The organism is Peribacillus sp. YIM B13477 (assembly GCF_042787955.1).
In the GTDB taxonomy this organism is placed as follows: Bacteria; Bacillota; Bacilli; order Bacillales; family DSM-1321; genus Peribacillus; species Peribacillus frigoritolerans.
Map to the genome: position 1 here is coordinate 319,044 of NZ_JBHZPD010000005.1, position 16,261 is coordinate 335,304.

A 16,261-nucleotide genomic window follows, 5' to 3' on the forward strand; every position below is an offset into this window, starting at 1 on the left:
AAAAAGAGCCGTTGTAACAGCTCCTTGTCCCCTCTTTCCCCCTTTTGGACCGAATGATAGAGGAATGTTTCTCCTACTCTTTTTTGACTCTTTGCAAGCGTTTGGCCTTATATTGTTCAAAATCCCAATTCGACAAAAATTCTTTTGCAGAAGTATAGCCTGATTTATAGAGAAAGTTGATTTCTTCCTCATTCAGTTCAAAATCCGTTGCATTGATGCCGCCAATAGGAATTTGAATCGTGCGTTCAATCGTTTCTTCGTTCATATGTCGTAAATCATGGGCTTGGAGCATCGTTTTAAATATATTTTTGAAAAGGTGGATGGGCGTTGGGATAACCCCGCCTATGTTAACTTCATCTTTCACAAAATGGAATCCGAATGTTGGAAAACGAGGATTGTCGGTATCAAATATCCATATCGGGAAGTTACTAAGTAAACCACCATCTAAAATGTAGGATTTTTTCCGGTCTTTTGATTTCCAAATAACCGGACGGAAGAAAAATGGTAAGGAGGCACTCATCATAACAGCAGTTGAAACTTTTAAATCAGCAGGAGACATACCATAGCGGTCCAAATCATCTGGCAAAATAAGCATCTTTCCATTCGAAACATCAGAAGCAATGATCTTCAACTTTCCATCTGGAAGATCCGCGAATGTCTTTATCCCTTTTTCTGAAAGAAGTGAATCCACCCATGTCTCCAAATAATCGTTTTTGTAAATCCCAAGATGAACCATGAGTTCCAAAAAGAAGCCCAAAATGGGAATTCGATTCAGAATTGTCCTGCCTCGAATCTTTGAGTAATTGATTTCACTAAACTGTTTTCTAATTTCATGGCTTTTATAGCCACTAGCCAAAAGAGCAGCTATTATTGCTCCTGCTGATGTCCCAGCAAGTCTTTCCCATTCGACATTTTCCTCTTCCATTGCTTGAATTGCCCCAATAAAAGCAATTCCCCTGACCCCCCCACCTTCAAAAACAGCATCTGCTCTCATTTTTTTCCACCTCTCGATAAGAGTTACTACCATATTAACAACATTTGAAAATAAAGTGAATTTTCACACTCTTGGACTCTTTGATGGCAATCAAACGTAATAACAATAGTAGGATAGCATCTATTATCATGGTATGTAGAAAACGAAGCATTTGCATGGACAAATTATCAGATTAGGAAGCAGCTTTTGATAAAGGAGTTCTTTAAATGATGTCGAAAAGGATATATAACAATTAAAGGAGTGAAAAAATGGAAAATAATCGTGCCAAGAAAATGTATGATTACCACGTTTGGGCTAATCAGCAAGTGTTCCAAAAACTAAAACAATTACCGGAAGGAGTCTATGGAGACACGATAAAAAGTGTCTTTCCATCAGTCAAGGAAGTCCTTGTTCACCTTTACGCAACAGATATTACCTGGTTGGAGATAATGAAAGGAAGCACAGTTCAAGAAACTTTTAAGAAAGTTGAACAGCGTCGGAAAGAAGTGGACGGAATCACATTATATGAACTGGAATCCTCATATGATGAACTTGCAAAGGATTACGACAATTTCCTTACTTCGCAGCCTGATCTTGAACGGACGATTGTAACCGAACATCCGAAAATGGGGGCTTGTGAGTTTGTACTTGCCGACCTCATCCATCATGTAGTGAATCATGGGACCTATCATCGCGGTAATGTATCAGCGATGCTCCATCAACAAGGCGAAAATGGCACACCTACAGATTATGTTTTTTACTGTTTAAAATAAGCGGTTTGACAACCTATAAGAGTTGCAGTAACATTGCCGCTCAATTCCAGATGAAAGCCGATGATCCTCTTGCAAAGGAATCATCGGCTTTATTAGGATGATTAAAATTCATACGCCCGTAGAATGGTATATTCAGTAAATACAACTGCCTTCTATATATGCTACTGACTTTTAAAGTTTTATCCGTTGAAGGCGAAGTGCATTCAATACGACTGACACTGAACTGAAGGCCATGGCAGCACCCGCTAACCACGGGGCAAGAAGTCCGATGGCCGCAATTGGTATTCCGATTACATTATAGGCAAAAGCCCAGAATAGGTTTTGTTTGATGTTTTTCATCGTCTTCCTGCTCATGAGGATGGCATCTGCTATACTGTTCAAATCACCCCGGATCAAAGTGATATCGGCAGCTTCCATGGCTATGTCCGTCCCGGTTCCTATTGCCATTCCTATATCGGCTAGTGCCAGCGCGGGCGCATCATTTATCCCATCGCCGACCATTGCCACTGTTTTACCGGCGGCCTGCAGTTTTTTCACTTCTTCCGCTTTCCCTTCAGGTAGGACTTCTGCGATCACATGGTCAATGCCAACTTGATGTCCGATGGCATTTGCTGTTCTTTGATTATCCCCGGTTATCATGATGACCTGGATATCCATTGCTTTTAACCTTTTAATCGCCTTTAGCGAGCTTTCTTTTATCGTATCCGCAACAGCAATGAGTCCGGCATATTCACCTTCAATGCTAGCGAGCATTGCAGTCTTCCCTTGCTCTTCAAATTCTTCCATCGCTGTTAGCGCCTTAGTGATATCCACGTTATTTTGCTTCATCAATTTACGGGTTCCGATGAATATCACTTTTTGATCCGCCACAGCTCTAATCCCGTATCCAGGCATCGCTTCGAATTCCTCAACAGCTGCAAGTGAAATCTGTCTTGCTTGAATTCCTTGAACGATTGATTGTGCAAGAGGGTGTTCAGATTGTTTTTCAGCTGCACCGATTAATGATAAAAACTGTTCTTCCTCCATACCATTCTCAATGAGGACATCTGTCAACACAGGGGTACCATTCGTTACCGTTCCCGTTTTATCCAAGATGACCGTATCGATATGGTGGGTGGTTTCCAGATGTTGCCCGCCTTTAAATAAGATCCCGAATTCGGCAGCCCTTCCAGACCCTGCCATGATAGAGGTGGGAGTGGCCAGGCCTAAAGCACATGGGCAGGCTATGACTAGCACTGCAATCATCGCTTCAAAAGCAGGTGTGAATTCTCCCGGGTTAACCCAAATCATCCAAACCAGAAAAGTTAAAAGAGCGATTCCGACAACAATGGGAACGAAAACACCGGAAATTTGGTCAGCAAGCCGTTGAATCGGCGCTTTCGAACCTTGAGCATCTTCGACGACTTTAATGATTTGGGAAAGAGCTGTATCCCTTCCTATTTTAGTCGCTTTCATTTTGAGAAACCCATTCTTATTCAATGTTGAACCGATAACAGTATCCCCGTTTGTTTTATCGACCGGGATGCTCTCACCCGTTAACATGGATTCATCGACGGCAGAGTTCCCTTCGATTACCTTGCCATCGACAGGGATCTTTTCACCCGGCTTCACCAAAATCGTATCCCCTACGATGACTTCTTCAAGTGGTATTTCCCGTTCTTCCCCATTTCTTAGAACTAATGCCGTTTTGGCCTGAAGCCCCATCAATTTTTTGATGGCCTCAGAAGAACGTCCTTTTGCTTTTGCTTCAAACAGCTTCCCCAATAGAATGAGGGTGATAAGAATCGAACTTGTTTCGAAATAAAGTTGTGCCGTATTGTGATGGGAACCCATCGAGATGATCGCCTGATAAACACTGTAAAAATAGGCAGCGGATGTTCCCATCGCGACTAATACATCCATATTGGCACTTTTATTTCTCAAGGCTTTATAAGCTCCAACATAAAACTGCTTTCCAATCAAAAATTGAACGGGGGTTGCGAATGCCATCTGCACCCAAGGATTCATGAGGAAATCAGGCATATAGATAAACGAAGTAAAACTAAAATGGCTTACCATCGCCCATAACAATGGAAAAGATAAAATGACCGAAAAGATGAATGTATTCTTTTGTTTTTGTATTTCTTTTTGACGGAAATTCACGGATTCCACTTTATCTTCCTTGATGATCGCCCCATACCCCAGCTTCTCAACCCGTTGAATGATGTCAATTGGGGAAGCTTGGGAAGGATCATATTCGACGGTCGCATTTTCAAGCGCTAGATTGACATTAGCCATGCTCACCCCATCCATCTTATTTAACCCTTTTTCTATTCGGTTAGCACAGGCAGCACAGGTCATGCCAGTAATCGTAAATTCCTTTTTCTCTTTTACTACAGCATAGCCAAGATCTTGAATTTTCTTTTCAAAGTCCTGGTTGCTTACTATTTCCGAATCATATTTAATAACCGATTTCTCAAGTGCCAAATTAACGGTGGCTTCCTCAACGCCTTCCATTTTGTTTAACCCTTTTTCAATTCGGTTTGCACAGGCAGCGCAAGTCATTCCAGAAATCTGTAAACTTGTTTCTTTTATTTGGCTGCTCACTTCATCCCGCCTCCCTATACCACTATGGGGTATATTTCTTTGTAAAAAAGAAGTGCTTAACAGCACTCTCATAACTTACTCGACATCGTAGCCTTGATCATCGATTGTTTCTTTTATTTTCTCAAGTGATACTTTTTCCTTGTCAAACGCTACATCTACTTTTCCTGCATCCAAATGCACTTTTACGCTTTCAACACCTGCAAGTTTGGCTACATTCCCTTCAACTGCATTCACACAATGACCACAAGACATTCCACTAACATTCAATGTTACATTTTCCATTTTATCCACTGCTCCTTTATTTTTTCATTAATTTTTGTATCGTTACAAGCACTTCATCTATAACCTCTGTATCCCCTTCATTCAGGCGTTCCACCACACAATTCCTTAGATGGCCTTCCAATAAAATCTTGGCTACACTATTCATCGCGCTTTGTGTAGCTGCTATTTGGGTGATCACATCATCACAGTACGTATCTTTTTCAATAAGACCCTTTATACCGCGAATTTGACCTTCAATTCGATTTAACCGGGTCGTTAAATTCTTTTTTACTGCTTCTGAGTGATGACTCTTTCGGCCGTGGGAAGAGGTCGTACAGCATTCGTCTTCATTCACCGCATCTTGCCCATTCATCATTTCATCCATTCGCCCATCCCTCCTCAAAATTAAATATACCATACCCCACTACCCTATGCAAAGAGAAAGATTTATGTGCATCATTTATTACTATCCGTATTTTTATCATTTTCTATTCTTAAGCTCAGAGCCTGCTCCCCATCTGCCAAGTCTCGCAGGGGCTCGGCTAGCCAGTCATTTCTGCAGGAGTGTCGCAAATTTCTTCAATCTCTGTGTGGTTTCATCTTTTTTTAATGTAGATTTTGACATCTTCATTAATAAATGAAGCATATTCATTAATAAATGAAGCATATTCATCTGATCCACTAACAGATTTAGAAAATATGATTTTTATAACCATTATAAGGATAATCCATACCAAATCCACGAATGACATCATAAGTTCCTTTTCTCATAACAATGGTGTCAATTCTTTCGAGGAATGAATTGTAGCCAGAATCTCCTTCTACTTCTGTTGATCCTAACCACTCTAATATAACATCCTCATTAGCAATATAGCCATTAATCGAAGTCCAATGTATAATATAATGTTACGCTGTATTTACATTAACCAACTGATTCCCCGTCGGAACATGACCTTAATATTTCTTCATATAAACCATCTTGTTATGCCTTTAATACTTCCTCAGGTGAGAAACCAATGTAACAAGATTATCTTACTAAAATTGATTCTCCTTCTTTCACAAACCTGCGCTGTTAGTTGAAGAAGAAGGCTGTTTTCACATACTTTGTTGCTATTTACCAGGTAGTGAGTTGTGGTTGATTTCCCCTCCAGATGCTCGCTTTCCGCGGGGCGGGCGGTGAGCCTCCTCGGCGTAAACGCCTGTGGGGTCTCACCTGTCCCGCTGCTCCCGCAGGAGTCTCGCACTTCCGCTCCAATCAACCTTAAATAGTTTCGTTTTAAAAACAATAATCTTTACGAAAAGAGCCAAGAAGAAAAAGGAATTTCATTCGACTATCGTTAATGAATTATATCAACCCAAGAATGTACTTTTTTGGCAGTTCCTAAACGCTGAGCAGGATTTTTCCTATGTTTCAACAGACTTGCAGATGTTCTAATTGTTTTAAGGATTGTAGTAGCCAATTCGCATTTATATATATGATTTTCCATCTCTTTTGGATGTTACTACAGAACTTTCTAATACTGAAAATTCCGTCCAGTTTCCAGGTATAAGGATTATAGGTTATTTATTCTTACTCATAGAAACCCTCCGTCCATTCTCATTACACCTATTGAAACATAAAAAAACCCGGATAAGGGACATTTTTGATGTGTGTCCGTTATTCGGGGTATAGTTTATGTTTCTTCAGCGTTATTATTTTCTTTTAATTTAAGCTACCAATGTGATTATCACAGTTCTTTCGACATATTATTATTCCTTTTCTTTTTCACTAAAAGAATGATGCCAATGATAAAAGCAACTGCGCTGTATAACCAGGTATACATAAAGGCAAGACCCAGTCCGATATTTGCGTCCATATAATCGTTTTTCACATGATCTATGGCTAAATATAAAAGCGGAGCAGCTCCAATGATGAACAGGATGACCCAGAGAACATTCTTTTTCGGATTCTTGGTTGATAAAATAATAATGATGAAGGACAACAAGAGAAACGCTTCTGAAACTATCGTCAACGTTACCAAATTGCTCATAATAATTCACTCCTAATCGTGGTTGCATAAAGGGAATATATTTTATGTTCCCTTATATCTATGCTACTTTTCGTTCCTATATTATTAACTTAAAAAACCTGAACCCCTCCAACAGGAATGAAGGATCCAGGTTTCATGCTAATTTTTCTTGGATAATTGCAAGGCATTCTTGATGCTTTTCAGTGATTTTGAGCTACCATACATCAAGACTCCACCACGATAGATTTTTGCTCCGATTATTCCAAGTAAAACAATCGTTAAGATCAACACTCCTATGCTGATGGCGATTTCCCAGAATGGAACTTCAAGCATCCCTACGCGCAAGAACATGATCATCGGCGTGAAAAAGGGAATGAATGATGTGATCGTAATATAACTGGCTGACGGATTCCCCAGTCCAAACATCGCAATCATGAAGGCGATGACAACTAACATGGTCATCGGTGAAATCATTTGCTGGACATCTTCAATTTTGCTGACCACGGACCCAAGGCATGCCGCAAGAGTCGCGTACAGAAAATACCCAAGCAAAGCGAAGATTATAGCATAAATGATCGTTGAGATATCTGTGCTGCCGAAACCGAAAAATGAAAAGAATCCTTCATCCATACCTGTCAAGTTTTGTTTAATCGAGAAATAGCCCACCCCAAAAAATAAAATCATTTGAGTAAGACTAAGTAAAGCAACACCCATTATTTTGGCAAACATCTGAGTGACTGGCGGGACACTTGAAATCAGGATTTCCATGACTCGTGATGTTTTCTCAGTAGCCACTTCCATTGCAATCATCGTTGCATACATCAACACACCGAAGTAAATCACGAATAGGAGCACATACACGAGACCGCGTGCTTGATTGAGATCCTCTTCCGTTTTTGCATTTTTCTGAAGAGCAATCGTATCAAATGCTGGCGGCGTATTCAATTGAGCGATTTGCTGCTCTGTCAAATTCAATTCCTTCGCCGTTATTTGACCCTTCAATTGGGTAAGCGCTAATAGTAAATCATTACTTACCGCAGAATCTGAAATTTGATTCGCTTTGTAGGTTCCCTTGAAGCCGAGAGTTTTATCCTTTTGGATTAATAAATACCCAACGATTTCCTCCGCGCTGACCATTTCCTCCGCTTGCTTTTCATCCTGGACGGATATTATCGATAGGTCATCGTTCACACCTGCTACAGCATTTTTATAAGAATCAAATAAACCGCCTTCAGTCTGATCGATTACGGCAACCTTTTCCTGTTCATCACTGTCGAATTTATCAATAAGATTCGAAAGATTCGATAGAACGAGAATCAGTGCCATCATAATGATTGTAGAAATGATAAAGGATTTCGTCTTTAATTTTGATAGGTATGTATGGGAAAGGACAATCCAAAATTTATTCATAGACGGCACCTACTTTTTCAATGAAAATATCCGTCAGCGATGGTTCTTCCAATTCGAATTTCCGGACGAAACCTCTTGGAACAAGATCACGTAGCATGCTCTCAGCCACATCTTCACCAGTTACCTGAAGAATTTTCCCTTCCATCGTGTTCTTGACTTTTGTTACACCTGCATAATGATCCAAGAAAGATAGATCAAAATCCGCTTTAATTGAGACATTCTTTTTACCAAAAGAACGCTTGATTTCTTTTAACTTTCCAGCCACAACAGGTGAACCTTTATGCATGATACAAAGATGCTCACACATCTCCTCGACATGCTCCATGCGATGGCTCGAGAAAACGATCGTCGTACCGCTGTCCCTTAAGTCAATGACCGCTTTCTTCAGGATTTCCACGTTCACTGGATCCAGACCGCTGAAGGGTTCGTCAAGGATTAGCAATTCAGGTTTATGGATCATGGATGCGATCAGCTGGATTTTTTGTTGATTTCCCTTTGAAAGCTCTTCAACTCGCTTATCGATATACTCGGGCACCATAAAGCGGTCCAGCCAATACTCCAATTCTCTCAAAGCATCACGTTTGTTCATCCCTCTTAATCTAGCCAAATAAACAATTTGATCGCGCACCTTCAGTTTTGGATATAGTCCGCGTTCCTCAGGAAGATAGCCAATCATGGAACTGGTCGTATAATCGATTTTCTTCCCATCCCAGACAACTTCCCCTTCAGTAGGGTCAAGCAGGCCAAGTATCATCCGGAACGTGGTCGTTTTCCCCGCTCCATTCCCGCCTAAAAAGCCGAACATTTCTTTTTCGGGAATAGTTAAATCAAGCTTATTGACTGCTGTGAAATCCCCGAATTTTTTCGTAACTTCTTTAATGTGTAAAACCAATGCGCAACCTCCTATAATATGATTCTAATTATATGTTAACGGAAAGGTTTTCCATTTTCAACTATCACCAAGAACCAAATAACTCTTTTTCTCCTTCGATTATATGTAAATTAAATAAACAAATTCACTATCTAACTATTGAAAATAAATTAAATGTAAAATAATGGGTAAAAACAATAATTTTGCGTTATTGAGGTTGTTCTTGTTAAATTTTGGATTATACGGAAATCAAATTTTCCATCACTAAAAAAGGACTTTTACGCCTTTCTTTTGCATTGGTAAATTTGTGGACTTTTTTGGGTACAATATGAAATGAACTAGTAAACGTTATCTTAGTTTCGGGAGGAAGTTTATATGATTAATGAAAAAGTGGCTTTGATATTAGAAGATAAAATTAACGTTATTAAAAGTGATGAAACATCCATTTATTTAGTCGGCCCAATCAAATTACCCGTAAACTTAGAGGGCGAAACAATTATATTCCAATGGTATTGCTGGTTACGATGTGAGAATATGGCGGGTCACTTTTGTGGTGACGGCACTTATAATATAGATAAGATCATTGAAACTTTAGCCTCTTCCAACTTAGCGGAAATGCAGCAATCCAGCGTGTTACTGTATGGAGATTTTCAACATTCAGCTGATGCACTTATCCGGATGCATAGTATTTGTCATACTGGCGATATATTCGGAAGCAAACGCTGTGATTGTGGCTTCCAATTAAAGCAGGCTATGAAGATGATTGCAACTCAAGGATCCGGAGCTTTATTTTATTTAGCGAATCACGAAGGAAGGGGCATCGGATTATTTAGTAAAGCCATGGCTTATGTTCTGCAAGAAAAAGGATTGGATACGGTGGAAGCGAATTTGGAGCTTGGATTTGTGGATGACGCACGTAACTACGATGACGCCATTCGGGTGTTAAAAAAACTGCGCTCTAACCCAGTGACTCTTATCACCAACAATCCGAGAAAATTAGAAGCTCTCCAAAACTCAGGTGCCAATGTTGCAGGCAGAGTTCCGTTATGGGGAGACATTTCCGAGTTTAATGAAAAATATTTAAAAACTAAAGTCGTACGTTCCGGTCATATAAAAGATAGTAAAAATGAATGACTGATCATTTTTTATGAAATTGTTTTTACCCATGCATAGGTTTGAAATGGAATTTGATTTATAACATCACAGGTTACCGTAAAATGAAAACACATACGAGTATAAGGGAATAATAAAATTGCTCACGCTGGATAATAAGAAAATACATAAAAACAGGATGCAACGGAACGTTGCACCCTGCCTGAAAAAGGGGTTTGCTTCATTTCGAATCAGCATAAATTCTCTGCGATAAACACCTCATCTACATTAGAGTAAGAACTGGTATCTGACTAGAGTTTACCATCCAAAGCAATCATCCCCTATATCTTAAAAGTTTCATCAACTTTCAAAGCATAAATGACAATTATTGAATGAGTTTTCTGCTTTTACGTGCAAGAGAACCATCTCCTTGCTCGAATCGATTTTTAATGAAGCTATCAGTAGTTAAGTTAAACGTCTTTAACTAACACCTCATTTACTATATGATGCGAATCATACGTAATCAGTAGCCCCTTCTTCTTTATTTATAATGACCATCAGCGGTTAAAAAAATAACTGGTTGTTTATGGATATCAAAAATTCTTTCAAACGATTTCCAGCAAACAAAAAAGGGAATTTAATGGAATTTCAAACGAAAATCTTCGCAATCTCAATGGCATAACAAATGCTTTGTTCCCTAACGATCCTTTTTAGCACATTAATTAGTGGAATTAAGCTAAACTAAACAGATAAACTCTACACTAAATTCAACTCCCGTCAGTGGAAAAGGCGGGTGAGCAAAAATAAAAAAGGCGCCAGTCAATTAGTTTTCATCGACTTGTACACCCCCTTCCAGTATTTACTTTATCATTATTTAGAAAGGACAAAGCGAATAACCTCGCTTTGTCCCTCCTTCATAGTACTATGAAGAGTTGATTATTGCGCTTTCAAATCTGCACGATAATCGTCTATAATCGCTTGTATCTCCGGATCAGCCGGAACATTTGTGACGTCGTAGAGAAATCCATCGGATTCGACCAAAGTCATTTTGGCGTCAACGACTTCAAAAGTCAAATTAAGACGGCCCAAATAATGTTCTTGTTCTCCGCCAGCTTGAGTAATTGGCACCATCACCTCTCCGTTGAATTCATATTCGGGAGTTTCGATGACCTTGTGTGTATCTGCCCCAATTACCGCCGAAACTCCGGGAACCTGAGCCAGCTTGTGGTCTTCGGGATTTCCAGCATGCGAAAGGACAATGTTTACGTCTGACTTCTCACTCACTTCAGGAAGCAACGCATTCAACGCTTCAACCGGTTCGATGAAATCGAGGTCTGCAACATCATCCCAACCGCGAATTTCCGGCTTCATCGAAGTAAGGCCGATCATCCCGACTTTAACGCCTGAGAAAGCAAAACTCTTCCAAGGCTTGACATTCTGTATGTACTTTCCTGTTTCCCTATTAATGACATTTCCAGTAAGGATGGGGAAATTTACGTTGCGATGGTAATCCTTTAACTGTTCATAACGGCTGTCCGGTGTGCCCTCCCCGGCAGGGTATACGCGGAAGTCGTTGTTTCCGAGAGCCATTGCATCATAGTCCAAAGCTTTCAACAGGGACGTCTCCAACTCTCCTTGACCCGCTTGAAACTCGCCGCGCATGAAGACATCCCCGCCATCGACGAGAAGCACATTCTCCTCTTCATTGCGCACACTTTCAATGATGGTGGCATACTTCGCAACAGAATTGTGATGAACGGTTCCATCATCCAGCGTGACGATGTCATCCAAATGACCATGAAAGTCATTTGTCTGGAGAATGGTGAGTTCAAACCTCTCTCCCTCCTTGAGCTTTTCCTCCGCATCTGCCGTATCGGGAATTGCGGCAAAAGCGGCAGCCATCGCCAGCGAAAAGCAGCCCTTCAAATAAATCTTCCTTATTATATTCATACTATTTCCTCCATGTATTTACTCTATTAAATGATAGAAATAGTTATTTAGTTTCCAGTCTTTTCGATTTCTCAAGAGCTATTCGATTGTTTTTTTCTTCAAAGTTAGTTTTTTCTTCTTTTTCATTGCTGATCAAATCATTTGTCGATTTTTTAAATTCTTTAATGTGTTTCAAAAAGCCCTTTCAATTTCGGGTAATTTAGAAGGGCCAAAAATGATTAACGCTATGACTAGAATGAGAATTAAACCTGGGATGCCGATACTGGATAACAAAGGAGCACTTATAAAATTGGCATGCCATGACGCTCTAAAGCTGCTGCTTCTAATATAGACATGCCTTGTTCTTCTGCGAATGCAGTAAGTTTATCCGAAACAATAGGAGCAAGACTTGCTGGCGGCAAAGCCTGGTTCATAGCTCGTCTACGGGTAGAATTTCTGCGTGCAAATGGTCCCCAAATCGCAAAGGTGATACCTGGTGTTTGCATATTCACAAAGAAAGTATTTCCATCTGGAGAAAATGTAGGGCCAGCAAATTCAGAACCGTTCATCATATTCTCAGCGAAAGTATAAATATTTCCTTCAGGGGTTAATCCGACGATACGGTCATTGCCGCCACCATCTTCGGCGATCCAAAGATCTCCCCAAGGAGTGATCGTAATGTTATCCGGTGCTTCTAAATCATTTTTATCAGTAGACTCATAGAATAGTTCTAAGTTGTTTGTCGCTGGCGTGTAGCGATAAACACGGCCAAGGCGTGCTGAACCTGCACTTGTATCATCAAACCATAAAGTACCCTCAGAAAAATAAGCCCCTTCTAAGCGGCTAAACTGAATACAGCCTTTATCCTTAGCACCTTGCTGTGCAATTTCAGGATTTAATTTTTTCCAAACAATCCCGAATTTTTGTCCAGTATTAAATTGACTTGCAGCTGCAGCTGGCAATTCATCAATCGCTGCTGCTTCAAGGATACCTCCCTTTTGCAGAGAACCTAGCTTTTGACTTCGGTCATGTGGTGTAAAGCGGTACAAAAAGCTTGGACTTGCGTCTTCGGTTAAATACCAAATTCCTGTTGAAGGGTCAACATGCCCAGCTTCATGGGAGAAATAACCCATATCACGGATTGGTGTTCTTGACATTTCGTTTTCAGGATCAAGCGGATTTACTTCAAATACAAAGCCATGCCCCATATCTCGAGTTTCTTCCATTGTTAACCAGGTCCCCCAAGTCGTAGCTCCACCCGCACAGTTACGGATCGTACCTGAACTTGATACATACTGATCAATGACCTTGTTATTTTGTCCAACGATTATTGTGGTTGTGCCGCCGGCAGCACCAGCGCTCCAAGGTTTTTTCCCGTTTACAGGGTAATCTGAATTTGTCCCATTTTCATGGTTTCTTACAAGAATGGTTGTACCCTTTTCCCCTTTATAGGCAGCCATTCCATCGTGAGCAGATGGGACAAGGTCACCATTAGGCATGATATCACCAGTTTTTGAAAGCATTTTGTAATGAAATCCCCTTGGCAGATCGAGAACTCCATTTGGATCTTTTACTAGTGTGCCATAGCCACCAAATCCGCTTGTTGGATTGCTGGAATCCACTGCAAATCCTTTTGTAGCTCCCGCAAGAGAAAATACCCCAGTTGAACCAAGTGTTAATGCTAAAGTACTCATTCCGCCAACTTTTAAGAAATTACGTCTGTTTAAACCGCTATTGCCAGATTTCATCAACATTACCTCCAAAAAATCTTTTTTGAGGGGTGCTATATTCCTTATAGCAAACCCTACCCTCAAAATTAACAGACCATTTTAAATGCTCTGTTAAACTCATGTGATTTTATTCCTTCGTATGAAAGATAAACCAAAAGTCACGGTTAACACGAAAATAAAGGAGGTTATTACGGCATTTATAACATGTAAAGGGCGGAAATTGATGGTATTAGTCAAAAATGGAGAAAAAACTAAGGATTTTGTCATAAAAAGACCGATGCAGAATATTAAAGCTTATTAATCGTTTGTAAATATAAGAGATACACTATGACAAACTAGTTACTCCGATTAATTCCACCAAAATCTGCTGAATTTTTGGAAGAGGAAAGGCAAAGACTTGATATAGTGGAATCACGCTTGATATCTATTCGCACACAGTGAAGCATGCAGAAAAAAACAGCCGATGAGTTTGATGATTGTAGGACGGACAAAAATGCACATAACAGCCAAAAATAAAATCCATACGATTGTAAGACAAAGCGACAGTCTTGTGCAGTTCCTGTGCAGTATTTGAGTAATGTAAATAGCGTGACAACACCCCAAATATATATTCTCTTTTCCTATCGCTTAATGAAGCATTATCAGTAGAGTCATCACAGTCATATCAGATTACCCCTTTTATTTTGATGCAATCAGGATACCAAAATTGACTACACGGACTATTCAAAAACAATCAAGAGCTTTTACATAGCCAATTATTAAGTAAATGGTGTCGATTTATTTTTCGACATATTCTTTTCTTAAGAGGAATTAAGACTTGGATAATCGAATATAGGTATTTAAGTTTATTAGAAGGGGTGATTCAAGTGAGTATTAACATGGCTGAACACAGACTTGTCAAAGAAATAGCGATTTCAATCATCTCTACCCGTTTAGAAAAAAGCTTGGATGAAATAGAAAACTTATTTGGTGTTATTCTCGATACAGAACCGGCAGATGTATTGGCTACAAAAGCAAAACAATTAGCCTCTGCAACAACTGTAGAACAATGCATTGATATTTTTATATAGAAGATCGAAACATAAAAGGCATTACAAAAAAAGGTACTCACCATTGTTGTGAGTACCCTTTCGCCTAAAATTTCTGCTTTAAACATCAGTGCCCTTCCTTCCATACCGGTGTTTGTTGTATTTTTAATTTCACTATTAAATACAACTAAGGTTTTTCAAACACATAAAGCCAAAGGGTTAAAAACCCTTTGGCCAAAAGAGCAACTTAATAGTAAACGGCTCTTTTATCTATTGAATGTGCCTTCTATTGCGTGTCTATTTCTAAGTTCCAATAAACTCTCCAATTTTCTCTTCACTCTCTGCAACGCATTATCTATAGACTTGGCGTGAGTATTTAATTTATCAGAGATTTCTATATAAGTGAGGTCCTCTAAGTAATAAGCCAAAACCTTCTTTTCTAACGGACTTAGAACCTCAGATAATTTTAATTCCAAGTCATCAGCAGATTCTTTATCTATCAATATCGCAACGGGATCAGAAATAACGGTGTCTGTCATTACTTCCATAAGAGTATGATCCGGATTTTCTTCATATATAGGCATATCAAGCGAAATAGAAGAATTTAACGGAGTATGTTTTTGACGAGTAGCTGCCTTGATGGCTGTAATAATCTGCCTCGTGATACATAGTTCTGCAAACGCTTTAAAATAAGATTGTTTCTCGCCATTAAAATCCCTGATGGCTTTGAACAATCCTATCATCCCCTCTTGGATAATATCTTCTCTATCTGCCCCAATTAAGAAGTATCTGTTAGCCTTAATCTTTACAAAAGATTGATATTTTTTCATCAGTACTTCTAGTGCCTCCATATTTCCTTGCCGGACCTTTTCTATTAATACTCCATCTTCAAAATTAGCACATAGGAATGACGGTTTTTCTTCGATAGCTATACCCACAAAAATCCCTCCACCGGCTGCATTCAATTGAGCCTTGTTTTTTAAACGGACGCCCATTTTATATGCGGTAAATTACCATATTATTTAATATTAACCTATAACAATCACCGATGATATTAGATTATTTCGACAATTAAATACATTCCTTTACACTTTTTTTAGTTAGAAGGATCCGTTTACACCCTCTTTTTAGGCTGTTTTCCAAAACATTGTTGCCCTTAGGATAAAAAATTAAAAACTTAAATTTTATGGTAAAATACAAGGTGGTTCTTATTCAATAAACGGGCAGTTTAATGGAGTTGCATTTTAAACGTTTGTACTAGGAGTTGTTTCCTATTATACCATTTATAAACAATGAAGGATGAGGGATTTCATTCTTTTTTCAACTCTATTTTACTACTTCCTATGCAACTAACCTCCCTCTATAAACTTTGATGTATCAACGGTTTGCACCACTCGGTATATTAGGGAATTTATTTTTTTAATTTTCATGGGAGTCATTAAGAAAAGCGATTCTTATTAAAGAAACGCGCTCTTTTATTGAATATCACTATTTATCTTTTAATTATCTAATAAAAAGTATCTATGTAATAAAATGGAATTCAGTTGTTTGACTAAATATCACTAGGTAAGGTAGCCGAATTGTTGATAGTTCATCATA

Annotated in this window: 13 protein-coding genes and 1 pseudogene; 3 read left to right on the plus strand and 11 right to left on the minus strand. The window is 39.2% G+C overall.

Going from position 1 to position 16,261, the window contains the following annotated elements; genetic code table 11:
- Window positions 1–73: 73 nt before the first annotated feature.
- A complete protein-coding gene (locus ACFX4H_RS17385) occupies window positions 74–994 on the minus strand; it encodes a patatin-like phospholipase family protein (RefSeq protein WP_034312754.1) in 921 nt (306 codons plus the stop codon).
- 248 nt (window positions 995–1,242) lie between these two features.
- Between ACFX4H_RS17385 and ACFX4H_RS17390 the strand changes: the two genes are divergently transcribed.
- Window positions 1,243–1,746: a DinB family protein gene (locus ACFX4H_RS17390; protein ID WP_063576555.1), complete on the plus strand. Its 504-nt coding sequence runs from the start codon at window positions 1,243–1,245 to the stop codon at window positions 1,744–1,746.
- Window positions 1,747–1,917: 171 nt separating this feature from the next.
- Here ACFX4H_RS17390 and ACFX4H_RS17395 read toward each other — a convergent pair whose 3' ends face one another.
- From ACFX4H_RS17395 to ACFX4H_RS17420, 6 genes are all read right to left on the minus strand, one after another.
- A complete protein-coding gene (locus tag ACFX4H_RS17395) occupies window positions 1,918–4,332 on the minus strand; it encodes a heavy metal translocating P-type ATPase (RefSeq protein WP_377435926.1) in 2,415 nt (804 codons plus the stop codon).
- A gap of 75 nt (window positions 4,333–4,407) precedes the next feature.
- Window positions 4,408–4,614: a copper chaperone CopZ gene (gene copZ / locus ACFX4H_RS17400; RefSeq protein ID WP_057276009.1), complete on the minus strand. Its 207-nt coding sequence runs from the start codon at window positions 4,612–4,614 to the stop codon at window positions 4,408–4,410.
- 16 nt (window positions 4,615–4,630) lie between these two features.
- Window positions 4,631–4,969, minus strand: coding sequence for a metal-sensitive transcriptional regulator (locus ACFX4H_RS17405; RefSeq protein ID WP_377435949.1), 339 nt, complete (start codon window positions 4,967–4,969; stop codon window positions 4,631–4,633).
- Window positions 4,970–6,320: 1,351 nt separating this feature from the next.
- The gene (locus tag ACFX4H_RS17410) at window positions 6,321–6,623 is read right to left on the minus strand and encodes a hypothetical protein (protein WP_052137438.1); all 303 of its coding nucleotides are present in this window, start codon (window positions 6,621–6,623) and stop codon (window positions 6,321–6,323) included.
- A gap of 138 nt (window positions 6,624–6,761) precedes the next feature.
- Window positions 6,762–8,012 (minus strand): ABC transporter permease, encoded by a 1,251-nt coding sequence (locus ACFX4H_RS17415; protein WP_328138831.1) that lies wholly within the window; start codon window positions 8,010–8,012, stop codon window positions 6,762–6,764.
- Window positions 8,005–8,904 carry an ABC transporter ATP-binding protein gene (locus ACFX4H_RS17420; RefSeq protein ID WP_283867656.1) on the minus strand — a complete coding sequence of 300 codons (900 nt, stop codon included), beginning with the start codon at window positions 8,902–8,904 and terminating at the stop codon, window positions 8,005–8,007. The genes ACFX4H_RS17415 and ACFX4H_RS17420 overlap by 8 nt, the downstream gene beginning before the upstream one ends.
- Before the next feature lie 354 nt (window positions 8,905–9,258).
- Between ACFX4H_RS17420 and ACFX4H_RS17425 the strand changes: the two genes are divergently transcribed.
- The gene (locus ACFX4H_RS17425; protein WP_063591403.1) at window positions 9,259–10,017 is read left to right on the plus strand and encodes a GTP cyclohydrolase II; all 759 of its coding nucleotides are present in this window, start codon (window positions 9,259–9,261) and stop codon (window positions 10,015–10,017) included.
- A gap of 894 nt (window positions 10,018–10,911) precedes the next feature.
- Here the strand turns inward: ACFX4H_RS17425 and ACFX4H_RS17430 are convergent.
- From ACFX4H_RS17430 to ACFX4H_RS17440, 3 genes and pseudogenes are all read right to left on the minus strand, one after another.
- Window positions 10,912–11,925, minus strand: coding sequence for a bifunctional metallophosphatase/5'-nucleotidase (locus tag ACFX4H_RS17430; RefSeq protein WP_377435927.1), 1,014 nt, complete (start codon window positions 11,923–11,925; stop codon window positions 10,912–10,914).
- A 43-nt stretch (window positions 11,926–11,968) separates the two neighbouring features.
- Window positions 11,969–12,198: pseudogene (tatA, locus tag ACFX4H_RS17435) on the minus strand (twin-arginine translocase TatA/TatE family subunit).
- Window positions 12,199–12,206: 8 nt separating this feature from the next.
- Complete coding sequence (locus ACFX4H_RS17440) at window positions 12,207–13,652, minus strand: alkaline phosphatase PhoX (RefSeq protein ID WP_377435928.1); 1,446 nt, start codon at window positions 13,650–13,652, stop codon at window positions 12,207–12,209.
- Between the two features lie 848 nt (window positions 13,653–14,500).
- Between ACFX4H_RS17440 and ACFX4H_RS17445 the strand changes: the two genes are divergently transcribed.
- Window positions 14,501–14,704, plus strand: coding sequence for a hypothetical protein (locus ACFX4H_RS17445; RefSeq protein ID WP_034312777.1), 204 nt, complete (start codon window positions 14,501–14,503; stop codon window positions 14,702–14,704).
- A 224-nt stretch (window positions 14,705–14,928) separates the two neighbouring features.
- On the opposite strand, the gene sigH is transcribed toward ACFX4H_RS17445, so the two are convergent.
- Complete coding sequence (gene sigH, locus ACFX4H_RS17450; RefSeq protein WP_245405438.1) at window positions 14,929–15,657, minus strand: RNA polymerase sporulation sigma factor SigH; 729 nt, start codon at window positions 15,655–15,657, stop codon at window positions 14,929–14,931.
- Window positions 15,658–16,261 lie beyond the last annotated feature (604 nt).

Excerpts from the sequence above, each read along its gene's own strand:
- ACFX4H_RS17385 (WP_034312754.1), bottom strand. The coding sequence starts at position 994 with ATGAGAGCAGATGCTGTTTTTGAAGGTGGGGGGGTCAGGGGAATTGCT.
- ACFX4H_RS17390 (WP_063576555.1), top strand. The coding sequence starts at position 1,243 with ATGGAAAATAATCGTGCCAAGAAAATGTATGATTACCACGTTTGGGCT.
- copZ (WP_057276009.1), bottom strand. The coding sequence starts at position 4,614 with ATGGAAAATGTAACATTGAATGTTAGTGGAATGTCTTGTGGTCATTGT.
- ACFX4H_RS17405 (WP_377435949.1), bottom strand. The coding sequence starts at position 4,969 with ATGATGAATGGGCAAGATGCGGTGAATGAAGACGAATGCTGTACGACC.
- ACFX4H_RS17410 (WP_052137438.1), bottom strand. The coding sequence starts at position 6,623 with ATGAGCAATTTGGTAACGTTGACGATAGTTTCAGAAGCGTTTCTCTTG.
- ACFX4H_RS17415 (WP_328138831.1), bottom strand. The coding sequence starts at position 8,012 with ATGAATAAATTTTGGATTGTCCTTTCCCATACATACCTATCAAAATTA.
- ACFX4H_RS17425 (WP_063591403.1), top strand. The coding sequence starts at position 9,259 with ATGATTAATGAAAAAGTGGCTTTGATATTAGAAGATAAAATTAACGTT.
- ACFX4H_RS17430 (WP_377435927.1), bottom strand. The coding sequence starts at position 11,925 with ATGAATATAATAAGGAAGATTTATTTGAAGGGCTGCTTTTCGCTGGCG.
- ACFX4H_RS17440 (WP_377435928.1), bottom strand. The coding sequence starts at position 13,652 with ATGAAATCTGGCAATAGCGGTTTAAACAGACGTAATTTCTTAAAAGTT.
- sigH (WP_245405438.1), bottom strand. The coding sequence starts at position 15,657 with ATGGGCGTCCGTTTAAAAAACAAGGCTCAATTGAATGCAGCCGGTGGA.